Consider the following 24934-nt stretch of genomic DNA (forward strand, 5'->3'; position numbering starts at 1 on the left):
TCAGGCGCGCGGGTAGCGGGCCAGCCAGCCCGGTGACGAGTGCGTGGGGCTGTGCAGCGCCGGACCCTGCGTCATCTCCATCGCGAAGTCGTCGGCCAGCTCCAGCACCGTCGGACGGCCCTCCAGCTCGGCCAGCCAGGCCGGGGGGAGGGCCGTCTCGCCGTGCAGGGCACCCAGCAGGGCGCCGGTCAGGGACGCGGTCGTGGCGGACGGGCCCTCATGGTTGGCCGCCAGGCGCAGGCCGTGACGGATGTCCTCGGCCACCAGGGAGGCGTAGACGGCAACCGCCAGAGCGCCTTCGGCACGGTGCGCGTCGCCGAGGGCCGCGACGCGTTCCGGGCCGGGGACTCCCTGGCGTACGGCATCGAGCGCGCCCTGCAAACCGTCGGTGACGGGCTCGTGGCCGGGGCGCGGCGCGATCAGTTCGAGGGCGCGGTGGACGGCGGACTCCAGCGTCCCGCCGCGGGCCAGCCCGTGGACGATCACCGCGAAAGCGCCCGCAGCGACACAGGCGGCGGGAGCGCCGTGGGTCTGGGCCGCGCACTCGACCGCCAACTGGCAGACGAGCTGCGGCTCCCAGCCCACCAGCAGACCGAACGGCGCCGAACGGGCCAGCGCCCCGCCGTCGCCCGCAGCGGGATTCTTCGGGGCGTCCAGGGTGCCCATGGCGGAGTCGGCGAGACCGAGGAGGCTCGCCCTGTCGGCGTCCCGGCGGACGTAGAGCCACTCCTCGCACGCCAGCCACCCGTTGTCCTTGCGGCGTTCGTCGGGCCCCCAGTCGCGCTGGGTGGCCGCCCAGCGCAGATAGGCGCGGTGGACGTCGGTCGGCGGATGCCAGGCGCCGGTGTCCCGGCGGACCTGCGCCCGGATCAGCCCGTCCACGGTGAACAGGGTCAGCTGCGTCACGGCGGTCACCGCGCCCCGCCGGCCGTGCGCCGGAACGAGTTCGGTGACCCCGTCCGGGCCGGTGACCCCGTCCGCGCCGGGGGCCTCGCCTACCGCCGCCGTAGCCGCCGTTGCTGCCGTGGCCGCCGCGCCGGCACCCGCGCCGAACGCGTCCCCGACAGCGGCACCGAGCAGGGCGCCGCGCACCCGGGAGCGGAAGTCCTGCTGTTCGGCGCGTCCCCAGACGCCCGTGGCCGCTGCGCTCACTCCGCGCCCCCTCCGACGTCGCCCGCGATCGGTCCCGTACGGCCGTCCCCATTGACGGCCCGCCCGGCCCAGCACTGTAATCGAACGCACCGCCCGGCAGGCGGCGGAGGGATCCGGCTCACGTCCCCGAGCCCCCGCTCGCATCCGTGAGCCCCTGACTCGGCGAGTGCGCTTCCGGTACGGCGGCCGGCACCGGATCCGCCGGGACGGACGGATCGAGTTCGACGGCCCGCGCCAGGTCCTCCGCAGCCTCCGCGGTACGGCCCAGGCCGTGCAGCGCCCGGTCGAGGGCGGCCCCCGCCTCCTCCGCCGGTTCGACGCCCACTCGCTCCCTCATGCACCACTGCCTTCCCGCCCGCTGGTGGACCCCAGTCTTCCAGCCGGCCCCGGACGGCGGCAGGGGTGACCGACCGGGCCCGGAAGCCGGCAGCGGTGGGCAGCTGCGGGACGTCACATGAGGACGTACGTTGTCCGCCATGGCTTCTACGGTCGTCGCATCACCGAAGCGGGCGAGGAGAAGACCATGGTCACAGCGGGGTTCACGGGTGGGGAGACCACCGGCCGGGCGACGGAGGGCCGGGCAACGGACGGCCGGGGAACGGCCACCGGGCGGACGGAGATCCGCCCCTTCCGGATCGGCGTCCCCCAGGCCGACCTGGACGATCTGCGCGACCGGCTGGCCCGGACCCGGTGGGCCGGACAGCTGCCGGGCGAGGAGGGCAGCCGTGGGGTGCCCGTGGCGCAGCTCAAGGAGCTGGCCGCGTACTGGCGGGACGGCTACGACTGGCGCAGCCGGGAGGCGAAACTGAACGCGTTCCCGCAGTACGTGACCGAACTGGACGGCCATGACATCCACTTCCTGCACATCACCTCCCCGGAGCCCGGCGCCCTGCCGCTCCTCCTCACCCACGGCTGGCCGAACTCGTTCGTGGAGTTCGCCGAGCTGATCGGCCCCCTCACCGATCCCCGCGCCCACGGCGGCGATCCGTCCCGCGCCTTCCATGTCGTCGTACCGTCCGTCCCCGGCTTCGGCTTCTCCGCACCGCCGAGCACGGCCGGGTGGACCACGGCCCGGGTGGCCCGGATCTGGGCCGCGCTGATGGGGCGGCTCGGTTATGAGCGGTACGGGGTCGAGGGCGGCGATCTCGGCGCCTACATCGCCCCGCAGGTCGCCCTGGCCGACCCCGGGCACGTCGTCGGCGTCTATGTCCTGGGCGGGCTCGGCTTTCCCACCGACGAGGACCTGCCCGGTATGAGCGACGACGAACGCGCCGCCTACGCGGAGCTGTACGCACAGGACTGGATGAACGGCGTGGACCACCACGCGCTGCTGCGCGCCGCACCGCAGACCTTCGCCTACGGCTGGCAGGACTCCCCGGTCGCGGCGCTGGCATGGATGCTGCAGAAGTTCGGTGAGTTCAACTCCTCGGGGAAGCCGCTGGAAGAGGCCGTCGACCGGGATCTGTTCCTGGACAACGTGAGCGTGTACTGGTTCACGGGGACCTTCGGCACCTCCTCCTGGCCGATGTACGACAGCACGTCCTTCGGCTGGCCCGAGGGCCAGAAGGCGGTTCCGACCGGTGTCTACAGCGGGCCGCCCGCGATCCGGCGGCTCGCCGAGCGGGACAACACGATCGTCCACTGGCCCACGGACAATCCGGTAACCCACCACTTCATCGCCATGCAGGCACCGGACGTCCTGGCGGCGGACCTGGGCCTCTTCTTCGCCGGGGTCCGCTGAGGAGCCGGATCGCCGGGGATCCGGACTGCTGGAGAACGGGGACTGCCGGAACCCGGGCCGTCGGAGGGCGGGACTGCGGGGAACCCGGGCCGTCGGGGAAGCCGGGACACGGAGCCGGGCCGGGAACCCGGGCCGTCGGGGAAGCCGGGACACGGAGCCGGGCCGGGAACCCGGGCCGTCGGGGGAGCCGGAGCACGGAGCCGGGCCGTCGGAGGGCGGGCTGCCGGGAACCCGGGCCGTCGGGGGAGCCGGAGCACGGAGCCGGGCCGGGGCGGCCGGGCACTCCCGAAGCGGCCCGGCCACGGCCCGTGCTTCCGCCCGCACGGGGCCCGGAACGCCGCTCGGGCCGAGCCGCTCGGCCACCATCCGGGGCCGTAGAGCCCGCCGGGCCGACGCCTGCGACAGCACCGGCGGCTCCGGCCCGGCGAGCGGGTCCGGGCTCCCCGGGCTCCCCGGGCTCCCCGGGCGGCCCGGCGGGGCCGTGGCCCCCGCCGGATGTCAGTCCGTCGTCAGCGGCAGCAGCTTCGGCAGATGGCCGTCCGAGGCCTCCGCCGACCGCACCCGCTCCTCCGGCACCTCCCCGTAGAGCGTCGTCCGCGGCTTCGCCGGGCGGCCCGCCAGCTCCGCTATCGACACCAGGTCCTTGATGGACCGGTACGAGCCGTAACGCGAGCCCGCCATCCGGGAGATGGTCTCCTCCATCAGGGTGCCGCCGAGGTCGTTCGCCCCGGAGCGCAGCATCTCCGCCGCACCCTCCGCACCCAGCTTGACCCAACTGGTCTGGATATTGGTGATATGGGGGTGGAGCAGCAGCCGGGCCATCGCGGTCACCGCGCGGTTGTCCCGGACCGTCGGGCCGGGGCGGGCGATCCCGGCCAGATACACCGGCGCGTTGGTATGGATGAACGGCAGCGTCACGAATTCGGTGAAGCCGCCCGTCTCCTGCTGCATCCGGGCCAGCGTCCGCAGATGGCCCAGCCAGTGCCGGGGCTGGTCGACATGGCCGTACATCATCGTCGACGAGGAGCGCAGCCCCAGCCGGTGCGCCGTGGAGATCACCTCCATCCAGGTCGCGGCGGGCAGTTTGCCCTTGGTGAGGATCCACCGGACCTCGTCGTCCAGGATCTCCGCCGCCGTGCCCGGGACGGAGTCCAGGCCCGCCTCCTTGGCCGCGGTCAGCCAGTCCTCGACGGACATCCCGGTACGGGAGGCGCCGTTGACGACCTCCATCGGGGAGAAGGCGTGCACATGGATGCCGGGGACCCGCTGCTTCACCGCGCGGGCGATGTCGAAGTACGCCGTACCGGGGAGGTCGGGGTGGATACCGCCCTGCATGCACACCTCCACCGCGCCGACGTCCCACGCCTGGGCGGCCCGGTCGGCCACCTGGTCCAGGGAGAGGGTGTAGGCGTCGGCGTCCGTACGGCGCTGGGCGAAGGCGCAGAACCGGCAGCCGGTGTAGCAGACATTGGTGAAGTTGATGTTCCGGGTGACGACATAGGTGACGTCGTCGCCGACGACGGACCGGCGCAGCTCGTCCGCGATCCGGGTGAGGGCGTCCAGCGCGGGGCCGTCCGCGTGCAGCAGGGCGAGGGCCTCGCCGTCGGTGAGCCGCGTCGGATCGTCCGCGGCGGTCCGCAGGGCGGCCATGACGTCCGTGTCGATCCGCTCGGGCACCATCCCGGGCGCGGCGGCCTCCCGCAGCGCCTCCCAGTCCCCGTACACCACGTCGAAATCGTCGCGCCGGTCGCCGGTGCGGCCCTCGGTGTCGATGGTGCGGTGCAGATCGGTGCGGCCGCTGCCGAAGGCCGTGAACGCCTCGTCGGGCTCCTGCCAGGGCAGCCCCTGCGGGCGGGCGTCGGACCGGGCGAGACCGGTCTCCGGATCGGCGAGCGCGGCGACGTGCGGCACCAGCCGGGGGTCCAGCCACGGTTCGCCGCGCAGTACGAACTCGGGGTAGACGCAGAGCCGTTCCTCCAGCCGGAAGCCGGCCGCGGCGGACTGCTCGGCGAGGGTGTCGATCCGGGGCCAAGGACGCTCCGGATTGACATGGTCGATGGTGATCGGGGAGACCCCGCCCCAGTCGTCGACCCCGGCCGCGATCAGCCGGGCGAACTCGCCGTCCACCAGATTCGGCGGAGCCTGGAGGCAGGCGGAGGGCCCCATGATGTGCCGGGCGACGGCGACCGTGGCGACCAGCTCGTCCAGCTCGGCGTCCGGCATCCCGCGCATCGCCGTATCGGGCTTGGCACGGAAGTTCTGGAGGATCAGCTCCTGGATACCGTGGTACGACCGGGAGATCCGGCGCAGCGCGAACAGGGACTCGGCCCGCTCCTCGTACGTCTCACCGATCCCGATGAGCAGACCGCTCGTGAAGGGCACGGAGCTGCGGCCCGCGTCCTCCAGCACCCGCAGCCGCACGGCGGGTTCCTTGTCCGGCGAACCGTGGTGCGGCCCGCCGGGTTCGCTCCACAGCCGGACCGCCGTGGTCTCCAGCATCATCCCCATGGAAGGCGCCACGGGCTTCAGCTTCTGGAAGTCGGTCCAGCTCATCACGCCGGGATTGAGATGGGGCAGCAGACCCGTCTCCTCCAGGATCCGGACGGACATCGCCCGGACGTAGTCGATCGTGGAGTCGTACCCCTCGGCCTCCAGCCACGCCCGCGCCTCGGGCCACCGGTCCTCCGGCTTGTCCCCGAGGGTGATCAGCGCCTCCTTGACCCCCAGCTCGGCCCCCCGGCGCGCCACGGCCAGCACTTCGTCGGGCGACATGAACATCCCGTGCCCGTCGCGCCGGAGCTTCCCCGGCACGGTCACAAAGGTGCAGTAGTGGCATTTGTCCCGGCAGAGTCGGGTCAGCGGAATGAACACGCTCTTCGAGTACGTGATCACCCCGGGGCGTCCGGCGGCCTCCAGGCCCGCGTCCCGCACCCGGGCCGCCGAGGCACACAGATCCGTCAGATCCTCGCCGCGCGCCTGCAACAGCACGGCCGCCTCACCGGCATCGAGGGCGACCCCGTCCCTGGCACGCCGGAGCGCACGCCGCATGGCGTTGGCGGTGGGGCGTCCGACCTGGTCATCTGTCATGGTTCGAGCATACGAGCGCGGGAACGGCTTTCCGGAGGCCGGCTGCGAAGTGGGCATGTAGTGGACAACATGCGCGCTCCGCGTTTAATCCCGCGCCGGGGGAGCAAGCACCGCACCGCCCTGCCCGGATACCCGCCGTTTCCGGATTGCACGCGACCAGCGCAGGTCGTGTCCGGAACGTGCCGTCCGGCCCACGAGTCCCGGCCCCGAATCCCCTGCAACGCAACCCCCGCCCCACCGCACCTACCTCCTGTGAGTACCCAGGAGGAACCCGTGTCGTCGAGACCCCGCCGCCGTGCCTTGCTGTCCCTGTTCGCCGTCGCCACCGCCGGTGCGGGCGCATCCGCCTGCGCCTTCCGCGGTGAGTCGGGTCCGGCCCGGCCCACCGCCCCGCCGACCCCGCCGCCGGTGACCGAGCCCGCCGTGCCCCTCGGTACGCAGGCCCGGACCATCGCCGAGGAGAACCGGCTGCCCGGTTCCCCGGACTGGCTGAAGGACAAGAGCGCCCACAACGCCTCCGGCGACCGCTACGGCCACATCATGGGATACGCCTCCACCACCTCCGCGGGGCACGGGGAGACCGTCGACTTCCATATTTCGGTGCGCAGCGCCCGCACCTACCGGGTCGGGATCTTCCGTATCGGCCACTACGGGGGCGAAGGCGCCCGGTTGATGTCCGTCAGCAGCCCGCTGAAGGGCTACCGGCAGCCGCCCCCGAAAACCGACCCGAAGACGGGCGCCGTCGTCTGCTCCTGGGCCCGCTCCTGGAGCATGCGGATCCCCAAGGGCTGGCGCTCCGGTCTCTATCAGGCCGTGTTCACCACCGACGACGGCTACCGCAGCAGCACGCCGTTCGTGGTGCGGGAACCGGAGCGGGCTTCGGCGCTGCTGTGCGTGATCCCGTTCACCACGTACCAGGCGTACAACATGTGGCCCAAGGACGGGAAGAACGGCAAGAACCTGTACCGCGGTTACCTCCGCTCCGGCGCCATCGGGGGCTTCGACCGGCGCGCGTTCAAGGTCTCCTTCGACCGGCCGTACGCGGGAGCGGGTGTCCCGTCCTGGTTCAACATGGACACCGCCTTCGTCCGCTGGGCCGAGGAACGCGGCTACGACATCACCTATGCCAGTAGTCTCGACCTGCACGACGGTACGATCGACCCGGGCCGTTACCGTGCGGTGTTCTTCCCGGGCCACGACGAGTACTGGTCGGAGCCGATGTACGCGTCCGCGAGCCGGGCGGTCGACGCCGGGCGGAACCTCGCCTTCCTCGGCGCGAACAACGTGTACTTCCACGTTCGGATGGAGAAGTCCGCGAACGGCCGGCCCAACCGGGTCATGGCCTGCTACAAGTCGTTCGACGACCCCGCCCCCGGCGCCGCCGGACCCACCACCCGCTGGCGGCAGATCCGGCGGGACGCCTCCCTCTCCGAGCAGCGGCTGCTGGGCATCCAGTTCAACGGCATCGTGCAGAAACCCGTACCGCTCGTGGTGCGGCAGCCGGACCACTGGCTGTGGCGCGGCACCGGAGTCCGGGACGGCGAACAGCTCACCGACCTCGTCGGAGTGGAGGCCGACGCCTATGACGCGAAGTCCCCGGACCCGCGCGGCGGCCGCCGTACCCTCCTCGCCGACTCCCGCTACCTCGACGACCGACTCCCCGGACCGCAGATCCAGCACACCGCCCTGACCGAACACCACGGCGGCGGCAAGGTGTTCATGGCGGGCACCTTCCACTGGCCGCTCGCCCTGGTCGACGGCGACTCCTACACCGAGAACCTGAGCATCGACACTGCGACGCGGAGGAAGATCCGCCGGGCCACGGTCAACCTGGTCAACCGGCTCACGGCTCCTTCGCCGCGCTGAGCCCAGGGGCGCCCCGGGGACCCGCAGGCCCCCGGGGCCCCCGGGCACTCGACCGTGGCGCGGGACACACGGCACACATCCGGTACAACCCGGCGCCCACCCCAGGCATCTGCCTGCTGTGAAACCCCAGGAGAAACCCATGTCATCAAGAGTTCAACGCCGCGCCGTACTGTCCATGTTCGCCCTGGCCACCGCAGGCACCGTGGCCGCCGCCCACACGCTGCGCGAGAAACTGCTCCGCCCCGGCCGGCTCGCCGCCGGGGCGCCGGTCCCGCTCGAAGCGGTCGAGCCCGTCGCCAACGTCGCCGCCCGGCTCCCGGGCATCAGCGAGGAGAACCGGCTCCCGGGCTCCCGGAACTGGATTCCGGACCAGAACATCCGCCGCGCCTCCAGCGACGGACACGGCCACATCATGGGTTATGCCTCCACGACCTCGGCGGGGCACGGGGAGACCGTCGACTTCCATATTTCGGTGCGCAGCGCCCGGACGTACCGGGTGTCGGTCTTCCGGATCGGGCATTACGGGGGTCTCGGGGCCCGGCTGATGACCACCAGCGCCGCCCTGACCGGCCGCCGCCAGGCGGCGCCGGTCACGGACCCCGCGACCGGCGCGATCAGCTGTTCCTGGGCCCGCTCCTGGAGCGTGCGGATCCCCAAGGGCTGGCGCTCCGGTCTTTATCAGGCCGTGTTCACCACCGACGACGGCTACCGCAGCAGCACGCCGTTCGTGGTGCGGGAACCGGAGCGGGCTTCGGCGCTGCTGTGTGTGATCCCGTTCACCACGTACCAGGCGTACAACATGTGGCCCAACGACGGGAAGAACGGCAAGAACCTGTACCGCGGCTACCTCCCCGGCGGCGCCGCCGGCGGCACCACCACCCGGGCGCTCAAGGTCTCCTTCGACCGGCCGTACGCGGGCTCCGGCGCCCCCGCCTGGTTCAACATGGACACCGCCTTCGTCCGCTGGGCCGAGGAACGCGGCTACGACATCACCTATGCCAGTAGTCTCGACCTGCACGACGGTACGGTCGACCCGGGCCGCTACCGTGCGGTGTTCTTCCCCGGCCACGACGAGTACTGGTCGGAGCCGATGTACGCGTCCGCGAGCCGGGCCGTCGACGCCGGGCGGAACCTCGCCTTCCTCGGCGCGAACAACGTGTACTTCCACGTTCGGATGGAGAAGTCCGCGAACGGCCGGCCCAACCGGGTCATGGCCTGCTACAAGACGACCACCGACCCCGCGCCCGACGCGGCGGGACCCACCACCCTCTGGCGGTCGATCCGCCCCGACCGGTCCCTGGCCGAGCAGCGGCTTCTGGGCATCCAGTTCAACGGCATCGTGAAGGCGCCCACACCGCTCGTGGTGCGGCAGCCCGGCCACTGGCTGTGGCGCGGCACCGGAGTCCGCGACGGCGAACAGTTCCCCCGTCTCATCGGTGTGGAAGCCGACGGGTACGACGCGGCCTCCCCGGCACCCCAGGGCCGCCGCACGCTCCTCGCGGAATCCCGCTACCAGGACTCCAAGCAGGCGAAGACGAAGATCCAGCACACCGCGGTCACCGAACACGAAGGTGGCGGGACGGTGTTCATGGCGGGCACCTTCCACTGGCCGCTCACCCTGGTCGACGACGACATCTACGCCCAGAACGCCGTCAAGGCGAACGCCGTCACCAAGGCGAAGATCCGGCGGGCGACGGCCAACCTGGTCAGCCGGATGACAGCGGGCGCACCCCGCTGACCCAGCTGACCTCGCTGCCCCCGGGGCGGCGGCCGCGGCGGCGGGCCGCGGACCAACGGCCCGCCCGCGTCCGGCAGGCGGCTCCGCCAACCGGACGCGCTGTCAGTGCTGTTGGCTAGCATCGGGCCATGGATGCCTCCGCCGTCACCGTCCGTATCGCGTCCAGTGCCATCGCCCCCCTGGTCAAGAAGCTGTTCGTGCCCGGGACCGCGGGGGCCGGGCTCACCGACCGGCCGGTGCGGGTGGCGAAGCTGGTCTCCTTCCGCGGCGAGGAGCAGACCGCCCTGGGCGAAACCCATCTGCGGGTCCTCGCGACCGAGCTGGTCGACCGTGCCGTCCAGGAGCGCGGGCCGCACGACGCCCTGCCCGTCTCCGTACGCCACCAGCTCACCGAAGCCCTCGTCGTCGCCCTCCACAGCCTGGGCGACCTCGATATGGAGGACGTCCAGGCCGTGGCGCTCGGGCCCGAGGCGCTCGCCGCCCGGCTCACCCGCCCCCGGGCGATGGCCGAGGAGACCGAGGCGTACTTCGATCCCCTCCTGGAGACCGCCTGCCTCCACATCCTCAACTTCTTCACCACCCGCTCCACCTTCGTCCCGCGCACCCTCGTCGAGCAGACCCGGGCCATCGACCGGCTGATCGCCGCCACCGATCTGCTCCTCGACCGGATCCCGTCCCGGCTCGCCGAGGACACCCGCTTCGAGCAGCGGTACGCCGAGCACATCCGGCACAAGTACGGCGAGCTGACGATCTACGGCCTCGACCTCAACCACGCCCGCGAGTGGCCGCTCGACGCCGCGTACGTCTCCCTGGAGGCCACCACCGCCGGCCCCGACGACGTCCCCGTCCCGCTGCCCGCCGACCGGGCCCTCTCCGGCCGGGACCGAGTGCTGCTGCGCGGACCGGCCGGATCGGGGAAGACGACCCTGGTGCAGTGGCTCGCCGTCGCCACCGCCCGGCAGGACTTCGACGAACTCGGCGGCCGGCTCGGCCATCTTGTCGGCCGGGTCCCGTTCGTCCTCCCGCTGCGCCGGGTCATGCGCGACGGAGAGCCGCCGACACCCGACACCTTCCTGTACGCCGTGCGGAGCAACATCGCGGCCGCCCAGCCCGCGGGGTGGGCCGACCGGGTGCTGCGCGCGGGCCGCGCCCTCCTCCTCGTCGACGGCATGGACGAGATCCCGCGGTACGAACGCGAGGCCACCCGCCGCTGGATGCGGGAGCTGATGGCCGAGTTCCCCGGCAATCTGTGGCTGGTCACCACCCGCCCCTCGTCCGTGGGCCAGGGCTGGCTGACCGGCGAGCGGTTCACCGAGCTGAACCTCTCCGTCATGCAGCGCACCGAGGTCGAGCGTTTCGTCCGCCGCTGGCATACCGCGGCCGGCGCCGAAGAGGGCCTCGACGACGCGCTGATCGACGCCGTCCACACCCATGACGATCTCGGCAGGCTCGCGGTCAACCCCCTGATGTGCGGACTGCTGTGCGCGCTGCACCGGGAGCGCCACGGTTTCCTCCCGCAGGGCCGCAAGGAGCTGTACGAGGCCGCCCTGCGCATGCTGCTGGAGCGGCGTGATGTGGAGCGGGGTGTGGTGACGGAGAACGAGCTGCGGTTCTCCACCGACACCAGCATCACCCTGCTCCAGAAGCTGGCGCACTGGATGATCCGCAACAACCGGCTGGAGATGTCCCACGAGGACGCCCTCGCCCAGCTGGAGCGCGCCCTCGGCGCCATGGGCCATGTGCGGGAGACCCCTGAGCGGGTGCTGAGGCAGCTCGTCGAACGCTCGGGACTGCTCCGCGAACCCGCGCCCGGACACCTCGACTTCGTCCACCGCACCTTCCAGGACTATCTGGCCGCCAAGGCACTGGTGGAGGAGGGCGACTTCCCGCTGCTGCTGGACAACGCCCTCGACGACCAGTGGGAGGACGTGGTCCGGATGGCGGTCGCGCTGGGCCGCCCCGCCGAGCGCAAGCGGGTCGTCCAGGGCCTGCTGGGCTATGTCGGAGGGGAGCGCGGCATCGGGTCCCGTACGGTACGGAGCCTGCTGCTCGCCGCCTCCTGCCTCGACCAGGCCGTCGAGATCGACCCCGACGTCAGCGGCCGGGTCAAGGGCCTGGTGTCGGAGCTGCTGCCGCCGCCCAGCGCGCCCTTCGCCCGGATGCTCGCCGAGGCCGGCGGCCCGCTGGTGCCGCGGATGCTGCCGGGACCCGAGGGTCTCACCCCCGAGCAGGCCCTGAACGTGGTCACCGCTGCCACGCACATCGGGACCGAAGCCGCCCTCTCGGTGCTGATCCGCTACCGCGGCCATCCCTCCCGCCGGGTGCGGCGGCAGCTCGTGTGGTCCTGGGACCGGTTCGACACCGAGCGGTACGCCCGGGAGATCATCGCCCATCTCGACCCCGAAGGCCTCTACTTCACCGTCCACAGCCTCGACCATCTGCGGGCACTGCGGGAGCTGGGCGGCCGGTCCCGCGTCCAGATCGCCGGTCCCTACCTCCCCCGCGACCTCACCGAGAACCTGGACCCCGGACTGCTGACCCATCTCTGGCTGCGGGAGGGCTATCTGCACGCGGAGGGGCGGTGGCTGGACGCCTTTCCCGGGCTGCGGACACTGGTCATACCCGAAGGGGACTATCTGCTGCCGTCCGCGCTGCCGTCGCATCTGACCGTGATGTACGGGCGCCCGACGGACGCCACGTGGAGCGCGCCGCGTCCGGTGGTCCCCGATCCGTACCCTGATCTCGACCCGGATCCCGACCCCTTGCCGTGACCGTCCGGAACGGGCCGAGCCCCCTCGGCCGGGACGGCGGACCAGTCGAGAGGGCTCTGCATGCTCTTCATACGCTTCTGTGCTCGTCGTGCTTGGTGTGCGGGTCGTGCGGTGGGCGACCGTCCGCCGCCCGAGGACGTTGCCCGTGGGGACTCAGCTCGCCCGGAAGGCGCTCCGGCCGGCCTCGGTCACGAACGCGTTCCACGCATCGGGCACGAACGTCAGCCGTGGGCCCGCGGGCACCTTCGAGTCGCGGACCGCGATCTCGGCGGCGACGGGGGACTTCACCTCGACGCAGGCGCCGTTGCCTCCGGAGTAGGAGGACTTGGTCCAGGTGTCGGTGGCGCCCTGAATGATGGCCATGATTGTCTCCGCTTCGGGAATTCCGGCAGTGAGTAAGGGGACCGAGCACCGACAACGTGCGGTGGAAGCGAGTGCTTCCGTGCCCTCCGTTGACGTTGTGTTGGTGCTTTATTGGTGAACCGTTGACGTCTTCGACGCTACTCGCCGGATCCCGGGGGCGGGGCTGCCATTCACTCGGTCGGATGGCATATTCCATCCGACCCTTCCTTGAGGTACGGGCAGGGGTGTATCTTTCGCCGCTCCATTTCGGACAGCTCGGTGACCACCCCGGGCAGGGCCGCCTCAGGGCCTGCGCGCGTACTCCTTCGCGATGCCTTCGATAAAGGCCCGTGACTGCTCCACATTCAGCGCCTGCGCCCGCAGGTGCTCGTACATGACCGTGTACTTGTGGACGTCCCCGCTCTTCTCCAGATAGAGGTCGCTGGTGACGCCCTCGATGTAGACGACGCTGGAGTCGGCCGCGTCCGGGAACTCCAGGATCGCGTACTGGCCGTTGATCCCGGGATGGGCGCCCATGTCGAACGGCAGCACCTGCACGGTCACATGCGGAAGCTGGCCCATTTCGACCAGATACTCCAACTGCTCCTGCATCACATGGCGGCTGCCGATGACCCGGCGCAGCGCCGCCTCGTCGATCACCGCCCACAGGCGCAGCGGCTGCCCGTCGTCCTTCACCCGGCCCTGGCGGCGCATCCGGACGTTGACCCGCTTGTCGATCTCGGCCTGGCTGTTCTCCGGCGCGGCACCCGCGACCACGGCCTCGGCGTACGGCCGGATCTGCAACAGCCCCGGCACCACCTGCGGCTCGTACACCCGCAGATTGGCCGCGTCCGTCTCCAGACCGATGTAGACGCTGTACGGGATATCGCCGAAGGCATGCCACCAGCCCTGCTGCCGCGAGTCCTTGGCCATCTGCATCAGCGATTCGACGACCCGGTGGTCCTCGACCGCGTACACCCCGCAGAGGTCCCGGACATCCCGCTGACTGATGGACCGGCGGCCGTTCTCCAGTCTGCTGATCTTCGACTGGGAGACCAGGAGGCGGTCGGCCACCTCCTCCGCCGTCATGCCCTGGAGTTCGCGCAACCGGCGCAGCTCCTGGCCCAGACGGCGCCGCCGGACGGTGGGGTTGACGTTGGATGCCACGGAACAGCACCTCCGCTGAAGTAGCTGAGCGTACTTACTGCTCAGCAGATTGCCACCAACGGATGCCGGTGCGCTGCGAAATGGCCACACAGATGACGACACGGCCTACGGGACAGCCCTCAGGACTCCGGCCGGGCGGCGGGCCCGGACAGGGGGATGCGCGGGACGGCCCTCGGCCGTCCCGCGCATCCCTGGTGCGGCTCCCGAACGTCCCGGATCCGCGCCGCCCTGACCCGGCGGCGCGTCCGTACGGCTCAGTGCGCGGCGACCCGTGCCATTCCGGCGGAGCGGCGCGCCGGCATCGCGACACTCGCGCTCTGCCGGTTGCTGCCGCCCGGAGTGCCCGGGGCCCGGCGCGGTTGCACGGCCGCGCCGTTCTGGACGTCCATGACGGCGTGCGCCACCAGACCGCCCATCGGGTCGTGCCTGATCAGGTCCCGAAGGCGGGAACGTGACGAGCGACCCTCGTTGCCGGGGTACAGATGCTTGCCGAGTCCGACCGCATGGGCCAGCGCGGCGAGCGCCGCGGTCCGCGGGTCCGGTGGCACACCGGTGCGGATCGCACTGTCCAGCCGGGCCCTGATGTCGCGGCTGATCGCCGTGTCCGTCGCCTGATAGCGAGTCGTCGGCAGTACGCCGCACATCTGGCCGGCGACGGCATGGACCATGCCGCAGCGCTCCAGATGCGCGAGGTAGATCTGACGGAGCCCCAGCCGGGGTCCGCCGATCCAGTGGACCGCCCGGACCGGGCTGCCGCGACGGCGCAGCAACTCCAGTGCGGAGTCCAGTGTCGGATCTCCTGTCGGCCGTGGCATCACCACGGCGATACGATCCCCGTCCGGGGCTATCCGTCCCGCCAGAGCCAGCTCCACAAGCTGTGCTCCGGCAAGGCCGAGGTCGAGCGACTGCGGCTGCGCTGTGGTACCCGTGGCCGGGTCCAGAGCGAGCAGCAGCAGCTCTTCCGGAAGTGTTCTGCGGCTCCTGCCCATCCATGCCTCCCCGCGTGGATGAATGACAGGGTGACCCCTCTCACATTGGTCTGTCGAGAGTGCCTGAGTGCTTTGTACGGGAACCAGTAGGTATGTCGTTCTCGTCTAGGGGCAGGGAGCGTGTTCTCACACAGGACACTGAGAGATGGTTCGGACAACACGGGCCCCGGTTGGGCGGAGCGCAGCGACCGCCTGTATTTCTGAAGGATCCTCTGCTGGACCACCCACCGGATCGTCCGACGGACGTACGGTCGGCTGCGGTTCCCGGCGGCAGGTGCAGAGCGACGTTCATGGTTCATCGAGGAGGCACGGTGGCGGGCGAGTCCCCCGACAAGTCGGAGCAGCGGAAGTCGTCGGGGGAGACGGCCCCGGCTGAGCGGGAACCCCGGCTCGGGACGGCGGTCCACCCCGACCAGCCGACGGCGGTCTTCACTCTGCCACCGGATCCGGACGGGGAGACGGACGGGGAGACGGACGGGGAGACGGACGCGGAGCACGACGCGGACAGGGACGGGGACACCGGCAGCGAGACGGAAACCGGCCCGGACGCCGACGCCGACACCGACGCCGACACCAACGCCCCTGCCGATGCCGATGCCGATTCCGGCGATGCCGCGGACGTGGAAGAGGACGCGGAGGTACGGGAGGCCGGGCTGCGCGCACTGGCAGCCGCCGCGGACGCCCCGACCGCCGAAGTGACCGCGGTGGTACCCGCGCTGTCGCTGAGCGCCCCTGAGAAGGCCCCGGAGGCCCCGGAGACGCCCGAGGGTGCGGAAGTGGCCACGGAGGCCGCTGAGGACGCACCGGACGCCGTCGCGGACGGGCCCCGGGATGCCGCGGACACCGCCGGCGAGGAAGGATCCGGCTCGGTGGACCGGGCGACGACCGTCCTGGCGGCCGGTTCCGCGAGGGCGACGGCGACGACGGGCCCGGACGGGGACCGGGACGAGGACGACAGTGACGGTGGGCGCGGCGCAGTGGCCACCGTGACGCGGGAGGAGTCCGACACCGAGGCCGACCCGGACCGGCACGAAGAGGACGCCGACGAAGACGCCGACGAGGACGCGGAGGCGGACGCGGATTCCGGCAAGGACGGCGACAAGCCGGCCGTCGATACGCCGACCGCCGTCCTCGGGGCGCTGCGCAAGCCGGTCGCGGACGCGCCCGCCGTGGACAGCCCCACCACCGCGCTGAAGCTCCCTCCCGCGCCCCGTCCGGAGAGCGCCCCGGCCGCCGAGACCGGCAGCGGTACCGACGGCAAGACCGACGACAAGACCGACGGCAAGGACGGTGACGGAGCCGACCGCAGGGCGAGCACCTTCGTACCGCTGAAGGGCACCGGGCCGAAGCCCGCGCCCGCCGTGCCCCCCGCCCCGGTCCCGGCCGCCGCCGCGCCGCCCGCTCCGGCGGCCGCCGGGTTCGCGGAGGCCGAGCGGACCCGTCAGCAGCCGGTGCCGCCGCTGCCGCCGATGGACCTGCTCGCCGAGCTGACGAACACCCCGCCCACCCCCATGCGCAAGGTGGCCCGGCGGTTCAAGATCTGGACCCCGCTGGTCCTGCTGCTCATGGTCGTCGGCGCGGTGGCGCAGATACTGCGCCCGCTGCCGCCGCCGGATCTGGAGCTGTCCACGCAGCCCACCTTCACCTTCAAGGGCACCAAGCTCACCCTGCCCTTCCCGGCGGACGGCCAGGGCGCCGTCGCCGTCGAGGGCGTCGGCATGATCGGGGCCTACGGACCCCAGGAGGTCGCCCCGACCGCCAGCGTCGCCAAGGCCATGACCGCATACGTCATCCTCCGCGACCGGCCCCTGAAGAAGGGGCAGGAGGGAAGGAAGATCACGGTCGACAAGCAGGCGGCGGAGGAGACCAAGCGGCGCGACTCCGAGTCCGTCGCGGAGATCTCCGAGGGGCAGGAGTACACACAGAAGCAGATGCTCCAGCTCATGATGATCCCGTCCGGGAACAACGCCGCCCGGCTGCTCGCCCGCTGGCACTCCGGTTCCGAGGCCGCCTTCGTCGCGAAGATGAACGAGGCGGCGAAGAGCCTCGGTATGAACAACACCGTCTACACCGACCCCAGCGGTTTCAAGAAGACCACCACCTCCACCCCCGAGGACCAGCTCAAGCTGGCCGAAGCGGTGATGAACGACGAGGTGCTGCGGGAGATCACCAACACCACCATGACGGATGTCCCGGGTGCCGGGCCGATTCGCAACGGCAACGACCGGGCGCTGCTGCTGGACGGTGTCGACGGCATCAAGACCGGCTCCTCCACCCCGGCGGGCGGCAATCTCCTCTGGTCCTTCGTGAAGCCCATCGACGGCACGCTCTACCGGGTCAACGGCATCGCGATGAACGTCCGGACCGGGGACTCGCCGTACCAGAAGACGCAGAAGGCGATCGACTACAGCATCGCGATGATCGACGCGGCCCGTAAGGGGCTGGCGGGGGCGACGATCGTGAAGAAGGGCGAGCCCGTCGGCTATCTCGACAACGGTCTCGGCGGCCGGGTGCCCGTCGTCGCCACCAAGGATCTGAAGGCGGTCGGCTGGGGCGGACTGGAGCTGCGGCTGAACCTCACCATGAAGAAGGGCGACCTGCCGCGCTCCGGCAACGCGGGCGATGTGATCGGCGAACTGTCGATCGGGTCGGGGCCGGCCAGGGAGATCGTGCCGGTCGCCCTCCGGGAGAATCTGACCGAGCCCGGCCTGACCGACAAGCTGACCCGCCTGGGCTGACGGCGGGAGCCCCCGCCTCGGACGCTGTCCGGGCGGGGAGCGGCCACGGGGGCGTCCCGGATTCCGGGACGCCCCCGTGTTAGCGTCCCGGAGCCGCCGGGGCGCCGGGACCCGTCCGGGCGGGGCAACCCCGGCCGCCCGGTCCGGCGTCCTGATGGAAGGACGACCCTCTCGGGTACCGTCGGTAGACCGACCACAGCGGTCCCACGGACCACGACCGCCACGATCACGCCGTGACACGACAGACGGGGAGAGCCGCAGTGAGCACCGCAGAGCCGGTCAGGACGGACGGCGGCGGACCCGGGACGGGGTCGCGAATACGGCGCCGGCCCGTGGACGGGACCGAATCGTCCGGCTCACTTCTGGTACCCCGACCGTCCGTAAAGTCCGGTTCATCCGCTCCGGTGGATTTGCCCGGACCATCGGGATCGTCGGGGGCTCCGGGTCCCCGGGGGTCCTCCGACTTCTCCGGCCCCTCCGGTACCCGGCCCGGGGTGCTCGCCGACCTCTGGGACCGGCTGACCCGCCGCCCGGTCGTCGTCACCGCCGCGGCGGCCGCGGTCGGCCATCTGATCTGGTTCTTCTTCTTCGCAAACACCGGCGGCGACCTGGCCGCCCAGGACGCCTGGGCCGAGTTCGTCGGACGCCACCCCGATTCCGCGTACAACCTCGCCTGGTACGGCGGGATGCACCCGGTCTCGTACAGCGTGGTCTCCCCCTATCTGATGTCCGTCATCGGCGTCCGGCCCACGATGATGGTCGCCGGTACGGTCTCCGCCGCGCTGACCGCGCTGGTCCTGGTCCGGGTCAGGGCGGTCCGCAATCCGCTGCCCTGCGCGCTCGCCGGGGTCTTCGCCTTCCTCTGCAACGCGCTCTCCGGCCGGGTCACCTTCGGCCTCGGCATGATGTTCGCGATCGGCGCGGTCGCCGCGGTCTTCTGCTGGCCGCACCGCTGGCGCACCAAACGCTGGGTGAAGGCGGCGGTCGCCGCCCCGCTGGCCGGACTGGCCACCGCCTCCAGCCCGGTCGCCGGGCTCTTCCTCGGAGTCGTCGCGGCCGCGCTCTTCCTGAACAAACGCAGGCCGGGCTCCTACGCCCTGGGTCTGGCACCGGTCGCGGTCGTCGCCCTCTCCTCCTGGCTGTTCCCCTTCTCGGGCACCCAGCCCATGTCGCTGGGGACCGTGTCACTGCCGTTCATCTTCTCGGCGCTGGTGTTCGTGCTGGTCCCCAAGGAGTGGCGCACGGTCCGTACCGCGTCCGCGGTCTACGCCCTCGGGACCGTACTGACCTGGGTGATCGACTCGCAGATCGGTTCGAACATCACCCGTCTCGCGATGCTCTTCGCGGGCGTCGTGCTGCTGGCCGCCCTGCCGTACGCGGTGCCTCGCTCACGCCGCTGGTACGCGCTGGCCGTCGCCTTTGCCGGGCTGAACTTCTGGATCGGTTTCAAGGCCGTCGACGACGTCGTGCGCACCGCGCCGACCGCCTCCTGGAACTTCGAGCTGGCGCCGCTGGTCGACAAGCTGAAGGATCTGGACGCCGAGCGCGGCCGGGTCGAGGTGGTCCCGGCCCGCAGCCACCGCGAGGCCTCGGCGCTCGCCCCGTACGTCATCCTGGCCCGCGGCTGGAACCGGCAGGCCGATATGGAGCGCAACCCCCTCTTCTACGACGACGAGAAGACCCTCACCGCCGCCGACTACCGGGCCTGGCTGGACCGCTGGGCCGTGCGCTACGTGGTCCTGCCCGAGGGCAGCCCCGACGTGGGCGCCAAGCAGGAGGCCGAGCTGGTGAAGAGCGGGCTGCCGTACCTCACCCGGGTCTGGGGCGACGCCAACTGGCAGATCTTCGCCGTCAAGGACCCCGTACCGCTGGCCGACAACCCCGCGAAGGCCGAGTACACCGGCGCCGACCAGCTCCGGATCACCGTCGAGGACCCGGGCCGGGTCCTCATCCGGATCCCCTACTCGCCGTGGCTGAGCATCGTCGACGAGAAGGGCAAGCGGATGAAGGGCCCGGAGGAGACGGAGGAGTCCGAGCAGCGCGGGGACGGCGAACCGAAGAGCTTCACCAATGTCAACGGCTGTCTCATCAAGACGGAGAAGGACACCGAGGGCGACGAGTGGACGGAACTGCTCGCCCCGCACGCCGGGACCTACCGGATCGCCGGGCCCTACGACGTACCGCGCGGCACGCCCTGCCCCGACGAGCTGAAGTAGCCCGCCCCGGCCACCGGGGTGGGTGCATGGGGCAACGGTCGCGTTCTGCGAAGACCCCTGCCCCGAGGTGCGCGATTGCTGCATAGTGTCCGCCATGGTGCGCAGGACGAAGGGCCGTCACCGTGCGGGCGACGGCATATGGCTGACCGACGAGACACCGCTGTCCCCGCTGTCGCGGGTCGGGCGGACCCTGCTGGGTACGGGGGTGGCGCTGACCCTCAGCGCGGGCGTGGCGAGCACGGCGCTCCTCGCGCAGGACGACGGCACCGGCGCCCGCGCCGACGACCGGAACGCGGGCTCCGCCGATCTCGACCTCGGTGAGCCCCCGGCCCCCGCCGGCGCCCCCGCCCCCGCGGCCGCACCGCGCACCGACCCCCCGGCACCACCCCGTCCGCACCGGCCTCCCACCGGCGGCCCGGCGGCGGCCGCCGATCCCGCCCCGGCACCGGCCCGCCCCGCGGCCGCCCCGGCGCCCCCGCGGAGCGCGCCCCGCCCGGCAGACCGCCCCACGCCTTCCGCCGCCCCCCGCCCGACCACCCGCCCCGACGCCGCACCGGGCCGGGGCGACGGCGGCCGGGGCAAGGACCGGGACCGGGACCGGGACCGCGGCTGGGACCGAGAGTGGGGCGAAGACCGCGAAGAGGACGACGGCGACGACGGGGACGACTGAGCCGGGCGGCCCTTCCGGGTCACTCCTCGCCGGTCACCTGCGGCAGGACCGTCCGGGCCATCGCTTCCATGCCCGCGTCGCCCGGGTGGATCCGGTCGCCCGAATCGTAGGCGGGGAGCAGGGTGTCCGGGTCGGCCGGGTCGCGGAGGGCCAGGTCCAGATCCGCGACCGCGTCGTACGCGCCGCTGGTGCGGATCCACTGGTTGACCTCCTTGCGGACCGCGTTCTTGGCCTCCGAGTAGTAGCCGCCGTACTCGACGCCCTTGAAGGGGGTGATGGTCGCGCCGACGATCCGCACCCCGCGGGCCTTCGCCATCCGGATCAGGGTCCGGTGGCCGTCGATGACGTCCCGGGCGGTGACCTCGGGGGCCAAGCCGCAGCCGAAGTCCGGTCCGCCGCCCGCGCCGATGTCGTTGATGCCGATCAGGACGACGGCGGTACGGATGCCCGGCCGGTCCAGCACATCGTGGCGGAAGCGGCTCACACCCTTCTCGCCGAAGCAGGGCGAGTCCGACAGGAGCGTGTTGCCGCTCATCCCGGCGTTGACCACCGAGAGCCGTGACCGGGCGGCGACCAGGTGCTCCGCCAACTGGTCCGGGTAGCGGTTGTCGGCGCCCGGGGTGGAGCCCGCGCCGTCGGTGATGGAGTCCCCGAACGCGACGACCGTGCCCTCTGTCCGCGGCCCGGCGACCTCGACCCCGGAGATCACGTAGTAGGCGTAACTGGACTCGCCCCCGAAGGGCCGCCCGGATGTATCGCGGGTCCGGTCGCCGGCGGCCCGGTAGCTCGTCGTCAGCCCTTCGGGGTGGTACGAGACAGGTCCGGTGCCGCCGGGTGCGAAGTGCAGGGTGACCGTGAGCTTCTCCAGAGGGCGTACGGGCAGGGCGACCGCGTCCGATACGGCGTCCCGCCCCTTCGGTACGGTGAGCCCCCGCCCGCCCTGGAACCGCAGCGTCCGTACCGTGCCGGGCCGGACCGCCGCACCCTCCCCGCTGCGGGCGACCGTGGCGGCGGTGACCACGAGCGGTCTGGTGCCGTACCGGTTCGACACCCGCAGCCGGACCTGGGAGCCCGCCGACGAGACCCGCAGGACCTGACGGACGCTCTCGTCGGCGAAGCCGTCGGACGACCAGTTGGGCGGCCACCCCGCGGGCGCGCCCGGGTACTTGTGCGAAACCCCCCAGGAAGCGGACCACTCGGAGCCGCCCTGCGGGGCCGGTGCGGCCGTCGCCGGGGCCGAGGCCAGGGCGAGCGCGAGGGTGGCGACCAACGCGACGGAGGTGGGGGAGAAGATGTGCCGGAGTGCCGGGCGCATGGTGCCGTACCGCCTTCCCGACGGCTCAACAAGCCGTAAACGTGGGACAGTTCGAGAATTCCTTCGGAATCGTACGGCTGTTTAAATCTGTGGAGCTTCGGCTTCTGACAACCGAATGGGGTGGGGCATGCGGGCACGGGGTAGCCGACCGTGGCAGGTGATCACGGCCGGGCTGTCGGCTGCCTTCGCGCTGCTGCTCGTCCTGGGGATCACGGCGAAGGACCGGATCCTCCAATCCGTCGACGGCGCCTTCCTCAACGTCGTCGACGACTGCGCGACGACGGGCCCGCTGGAACGGGAGATCGACGCACTGCCCTTCTTCACCACGCCCCCGCCCGGCGCCGTGCCCGCCCGGGGGTTCGAGGCCCCCGGCGGCGAGGCCGGCTGTCTGGACGACAGCGGGGACGAACTGGTCACCGCGTACCGGACCTATCGGCTGACCGGCGACAAACAGGCCGTCGCGGACCGCTTCCGGGCCGTCGCCGAGCGGGACGGCTGGCAGCGCGGCCCGGTCGAGGCCGATCCCGACCTTCCCGACGTGCCCGTCGACCCCGCGGACCTCTGCTTCGAAAAGCGGCTGGAGAACGGTCCCGTGATGGTGACCGTGGTCTTCCTGCCCGCGCGGAAGCAGGTCGAGGTGGACGCGTACGCGATGCTGGACGGTACGGCCACCGCCTGCTGACGGCTGCCTGTGCGGTCTACGCCCGTCCGGCCAGATCGTTGGCGACGCCCTCCAGGCCCAGCGAGTTCGCGCCCTTCACCAGGACCACGTCCCCGGGGCGCAGTTCGCCGTGGACCCGGTCGGTGAGGGCCGGGCCGCGGACGCCCTCGGCGTGGTACGCGTCCAGGCCCGCCGCGCGGATCGCCGTCACCATCCGGGCCGCCAGCTCGCCGCCGACGCCGATCGTGCGGTGGACGCCCGTCGCGACGACCTTGCGGGCGACCGCGTCGTGCCAGTCGCCCGCGTCGGGCCCGAGTTCCGCCATCTCGCCGAGGACGACGACCCTGCGGCGCGCCGGGCCCGCGATGTCCGCGAGCGCGTCGAGGGCGGCGAGCACGGCCTCCGGGGAGGCGTTGAAGGCGTCGTTGACGACGGTCACCTCGTCGCCCCGCTCCAGGACCTGCATCCGGCCGCCGGAGGAGATCCGGGCCCGGGGCAGTCCGGCGGCGACGGTCCCGAAGGGCACCCCCGCTGCGAGCGCCGTCGCCGCCGCGGCCAGCGCGTTGGTGACATGGTGGCGGCCGTGGATGCCGTGCAGGACGACACCGGCGCGCTCGGCCCCGTACGACAGGGTGAAGGCGGGATGCCCCGATTCGGTCCGGACGTCCTCGGCCCGTACCGCGCACTCCGGTGCGGTGCCGAATGTCAGCACCCGGGCCGCCGTCTCCCCGGCCATGGCCGCCACCAGCGGATCGTCCCCGTTGAGCACCGCGACACCGTCCGGCGGCAGCGCCCGTACGATCTCCGCCTTCGCGTCCGCGATCGCCTCCCGGCTGCCGAACTCGCCCAGATGCGCCGAGCCGACATTGAGGACGGTCGCCACCCGCGGGCGGACGATCCCGCACAGCTCGGCGATATGGCCCTTCCCGCGCGCGCCCATCTCCAATACCAGGAAGCGGGTGTCGGGCCCGACCCGGGAGACCGTCACGGGGAAGCCGATCTCGTTGTTGAAGCTGCGGGCGTTCGCGACGGTCGGACCGTGCGCGGCCAGGACGGTCTCCAGAACGTCCTTGGTGGACGTCTTCCCCGCCGAGCCGGTGATCCCGACGACCGTCCCCGGGTAGCGGGCGGCGACCAGCCGCGCGATCCGGGCCATGGCGTCGAGGACGTCGTCGACGACGACCGCGGGCGCGTCGACCGGGCGCGCCGCCAGCACCGCGACCGCGCCGCCATCGGCCACCGCCCGGTCCGCGTAGTCGTGTCCGTCGGCCGACCGGCCGCGCAGACAGGCGAAGAGCCCGCCGGGCGCGATGTCCCGGGTGTCGAAGGACAGCGGGCCGGTCACTCGGACCGCGGAATCGCCGATCCGGTGAAGCGTGCCGCCGGTCGCCTCCGCGATCTCGGCCAGGGTCAGAGGGATCACTGTTCTCCTCGGGGGACGGGACGGAACTCCCGCGCCCGCCCGGGGCGGGCGCACCGGCCCAGTCTGCAACAGGCGGGGCACCGGGGGCCCGTACACGGCGGAGCCCGGCCCCGGGGTCACTCCCCCGGGGCCTGGCGTCTCTCCGTCCGGGCCCGACCCGCCGGTGGGTGCCCGCCCGCTCTGCCGGTGGGTGCCCGCCCGGGCGGCGGGCGGACTCGCGGCCCGACCCGCCGACCGGGGCGGAATTATCCGGTCCGGGCTACCATGGCAGGTTGCCGTGCCGGATCAGCACCGCCACCGTGCCCGCGCAGCCCGCGATCACCCACAGCAGCCACAGGATCCGCCGCCGCCGCTCGACGAAGGCCGCGTCCCACGCGGACGCGTCGCCCGAGCGGACCGACGAGCGCACCATCAGCGCCCGCCCCAGCGCGAAGGCCAGCCCGCCGAGCGGGGTCGCCCACCACGGTCCCGCGAACAGGAGCGCCGCGATCGCCACGTACGGCAGATGGGACGGTACGAAGGTCCGCAGACCGGTCCCCATCTCGAAGCCGAACTGGAGCGCACCGCTGCCGTCCGTGCGGACCACGATGTCACTGGGCACCAGCCGGGCGTTCTGCGGCATACGGAACGGCAGGAGCCGGATCTCGATGCCGAGGAAGACGACCGCCGCCGCCGTGAGCGCGCCGGTGCGCACTGCATCGGGTGCCACTGCCTGGACCAGTGCCGCGGGCAGCAGCAGAAGCAGCCCGGTGGCGAAGCCGCCGAGGAAGAGTCCCCGGACGAAGTACTGCACGTTTCTCGTTCCCCGCCAGACCGACGAGGTCAGCAGACCCGCTGAGTTGTGGCTTCAAACGGATCCCGAGAGCGAATAGCCGGCCAGGACGGCCACCGCGCAGGCGGCGACCGCGGTGAGCACCCCGTTCAGTGCGGCCGGGCCCCAGGCCGCCCCGGCGCCGGCGACTGCCGTCATGAACAGGCCGACCGCCCCGGCGACGAGCGCGGAGACTCCGGGGGTGCTGGGGCGCCGGGTGTCCGGCGGATGGGTGAGCGCCATAGGT

The 24934-nt window shown here is 72.2% G+C and carries 18 protein-coding genes; 8 read left to right on the top strand and 10 right to left on the bottom strand.

Annotation, left to right across the window (positions count from 1 at the left end):
* Both ACIQ9E_RS12745 and ACIQ9E_RS12750 read right to left on the bottom strand, forming a co-directional pair.
* A complete protein-coding gene (locus ACIQ9E_RS12745; protein ID WP_403706114.1) occupies positions 1 to 1152 on the bottom strand; it encodes an ADP-ribosylglycohydrolase family protein in 1152 nt (383 codons plus the stop codon).
* A gap of 118 nt (positions 1153 to 1270) precedes the next feature.
* Positions 1271 to 1489, bottom strand: coding sequence for a hypothetical protein (locus ACIQ9E_RS12750; protein WP_403706116.1), 219 nt, complete (start codon positions 1487 to 1489; stop codon positions 1271 to 1273).
* A 117-nt stretch (positions 1490 to 1606) separates the two neighbouring features.
* Between ACIQ9E_RS12750 and ACIQ9E_RS12755 the strand changes: the two genes are divergently transcribed.
* Positions 1607 to 2893, top strand: a complete 1287-nt coding sequence (locus ACIQ9E_RS12755) for an epoxide hydrolase family protein (protein ID WP_403706118.1) — start codon at positions 1607 to 1609, stop codon at positions 2891 to 2893.
* Between the two features lie 498 nt (positions 2894 to 3391).
* On the opposite strand, the gene ACIQ9E_RS12760 is transcribed toward ACIQ9E_RS12755, so the two are convergent.
* Positions 3392 to 5980, bottom strand: coding sequence for a bifunctional FO biosynthesis protein CofGH (locus ACIQ9E_RS12760; RefSeq protein ID WP_403706120.1), 2589 nt, complete (start codon positions 5978 to 5980; stop codon positions 3392 to 3394).
* Between the two features lie 273 nt (positions 5981 to 6253).
* Between ACIQ9E_RS12760 and ACIQ9E_RS12765 the strand changes: the two genes are divergently transcribed.
* From ACIQ9E_RS12765 to ACIQ9E_RS12775, 3 genes are all read left to right on the top strand, one after another.
* Positions 6254 to 7846 (top strand): N,N-dimethylformamidase beta subunit family domain-containing protein, encoded by a 1593-nt coding sequence (locus ACIQ9E_RS12765; protein WP_403706122.1) that lies wholly within the window; start codon positions 6254 to 6256, stop codon positions 7844 to 7846.
* Positions 7847 to 7985: 139 nt separating this feature from the next.
* Positions 7986 to 9584, top strand: coding sequence for a N,N-dimethylformamidase beta subunit family domain-containing protein (locus tag ACIQ9E_RS12770; protein ID WP_403706124.1), 1599 nt, complete (start codon positions 7986 to 7988; stop codon positions 9582 to 9584).
* A gap of 128 nt (positions 9585 to 9712) precedes the next feature.
* Positions 9713 to 12355 carry an NACHT domain-containing protein gene (locus tag ACIQ9E_RS12775; RefSeq protein WP_403706126.1) on the top strand — a complete coding sequence of 881 codons (2643 nt, stop codon included), beginning with the start codon at positions 9713 to 9715 and terminating at the stop codon, positions 12353 to 12355.
* A gap of 153 nt (positions 12356 to 12508) precedes the next feature.
* Here the strand turns inward: ACIQ9E_RS12775 and ACIQ9E_RS12780 are convergent, their stop codons facing one another.
* The 3 genes from ACIQ9E_RS12780 to ACIQ9E_RS12790 all read right to left on the bottom strand — a co-directional run bounded on the left by ACIQ9E_RS12780 (position 12509) and on the right by ACIQ9E_RS12790 (position 14853).
* Positions 12509 to 12718 (bottom strand): DUF397 domain-containing protein, encoded by a 210-nt coding sequence (locus ACIQ9E_RS12780; RefSeq protein WP_403706128.1) that lies wholly within the window; start codon positions 12716 to 12718, stop codon positions 12509 to 12511.
* Positions 12719 to 13000: 282 nt separating this feature from the next.
* Positions 13001 to 13864, bottom strand: coding sequence for a helix-turn-helix domain-containing protein (locus ACIQ9E_RS12785; protein WP_403706130.1), 864 nt, complete (start codon positions 13862 to 13864; stop codon positions 13001 to 13003).
* A 254-nt stretch (positions 13865 to 14118) separates the two neighbouring features.
* Positions 14119 to 14853, bottom strand: a complete 735-nt coding sequence (locus tag ACIQ9E_RS12790; RefSeq protein ID WP_403706132.1) for a GPP34 family phosphoprotein — start codon at positions 14851 to 14853, stop codon at positions 14119 to 14121.
* A 311-nt stretch (positions 14854 to 15164) separates the two neighbouring features.
* Here ACIQ9E_RS12790 and ACIQ9E_RS12795 point away from each other — a divergent pair, with 311 nt between their 5' ends.
* The 3 genes from ACIQ9E_RS12795 to ACIQ9E_RS12805 all read left to right on the top strand — a co-directional run bounded on the left by ACIQ9E_RS12795 (position 15165) and on the right by ACIQ9E_RS12805 (position 20477).
* Positions 15165 to 17591 carry a serine hydrolase gene (locus ACIQ9E_RS12795; protein ID WP_403706134.1) on the top strand — a complete coding sequence of 809 codons (2427 nt, stop codon included), beginning with the start codon at positions 15165 to 15167 and terminating at the stop codon, positions 17589 to 17591.
* A 260-nt stretch (positions 17592 to 17851) separates the two neighbouring features.
* Positions 17852 to 19807, top strand: coding sequence for an MFS transporter (locus ACIQ9E_RS12800; RefSeq protein WP_403706136.1), 1956 nt, complete (start codon positions 17852 to 17854; stop codon positions 19805 to 19807).
* A gap of 94 nt (positions 19808 to 19901) precedes the next feature.
* On the top strand, positions 19902 to 20477 hold the full coding sequence (locus tag ACIQ9E_RS12805; protein ID WP_403706138.1) for a hypothetical protein: 576 nt from the start codon (positions 19902 to 19904) through the stop codon (positions 20475 to 20477).
* A 19-nt stretch (positions 20478 to 20496) separates the two neighbouring features.
* On the opposite strand, the gene ACIQ9E_RS12810 is transcribed toward ACIQ9E_RS12805, so the two are convergent.
* The gene (locus ACIQ9E_RS12810; protein WP_403706140.1) at positions 20497 to 21792 is read right to left on the bottom strand and encodes an SGNH/GDSL hydrolase family protein; all 1296 of its coding nucleotides are present in this window, start codon (positions 21790 to 21792) and stop codon (positions 20497 to 20499) included.
* A 127-nt stretch (positions 21793 to 21919) separates the two neighbouring features.
* Here ACIQ9E_RS12810 and ACIQ9E_RS12815 point away from each other — a divergent pair, with 127 nt between their 5' ends.
* A complete protein-coding gene (locus ACIQ9E_RS12815; RefSeq protein ID WP_403706142.1) occupies positions 21920 to 22474 on the top strand; it encodes a hypothetical protein in 555 nt (184 codons plus the stop codon).
* Positions 22475 to 22490: 16 nt separating this feature from the next.
* Here the strand turns inward: ACIQ9E_RS12815 and murF are convergent, their stop codons facing one another.
* The 3 genes from murF to ACIQ9E_RS12830 form a co-directional block, all read right to left on the bottom strand.
* On the bottom strand, positions 22491 to 23876 hold the full coding sequence (gene murF, locus ACIQ9E_RS12820) for a UDP-N-acetylmuramoyl-tripeptide--D-alanyl-D-alanine ligase (protein WP_403706144.1): 1386 nt from the start codon (positions 23874 to 23876) through the stop codon (positions 22491 to 22493).
* A 259-nt stretch (positions 23877 to 24135) separates the two neighbouring features.
* The gene (locus tag ACIQ9E_RS12825; protein WP_403706146.1) at positions 24136 to 24669 is read right to left on the bottom strand and encodes a hypothetical protein; all 534 of its coding nucleotides are present in this window, start codon (positions 24667 to 24669) and stop codon (positions 24136 to 24138) included.
* A 54-nt stretch (positions 24670 to 24723) separates the two neighbouring features.
* Complete coding sequence (locus ACIQ9E_RS12830; RefSeq protein WP_403706148.1) at positions 24724 to 24930, bottom strand: hypothetical protein; 207 nt, start codon at positions 24928 to 24930, stop codon at positions 24724 to 24726.
* Positions 24931 to 24934 lie beyond the last annotated feature (4 nt).

The organism is Streptomyces sp. NPDC094448 (genome assembly GCF_044763775.1).
Taxonomy (GTDB): Bacteria; Actinomycetota; Actinomycetes; order Streptomycetales; family Streptomycetaceae; genus Streptomyces.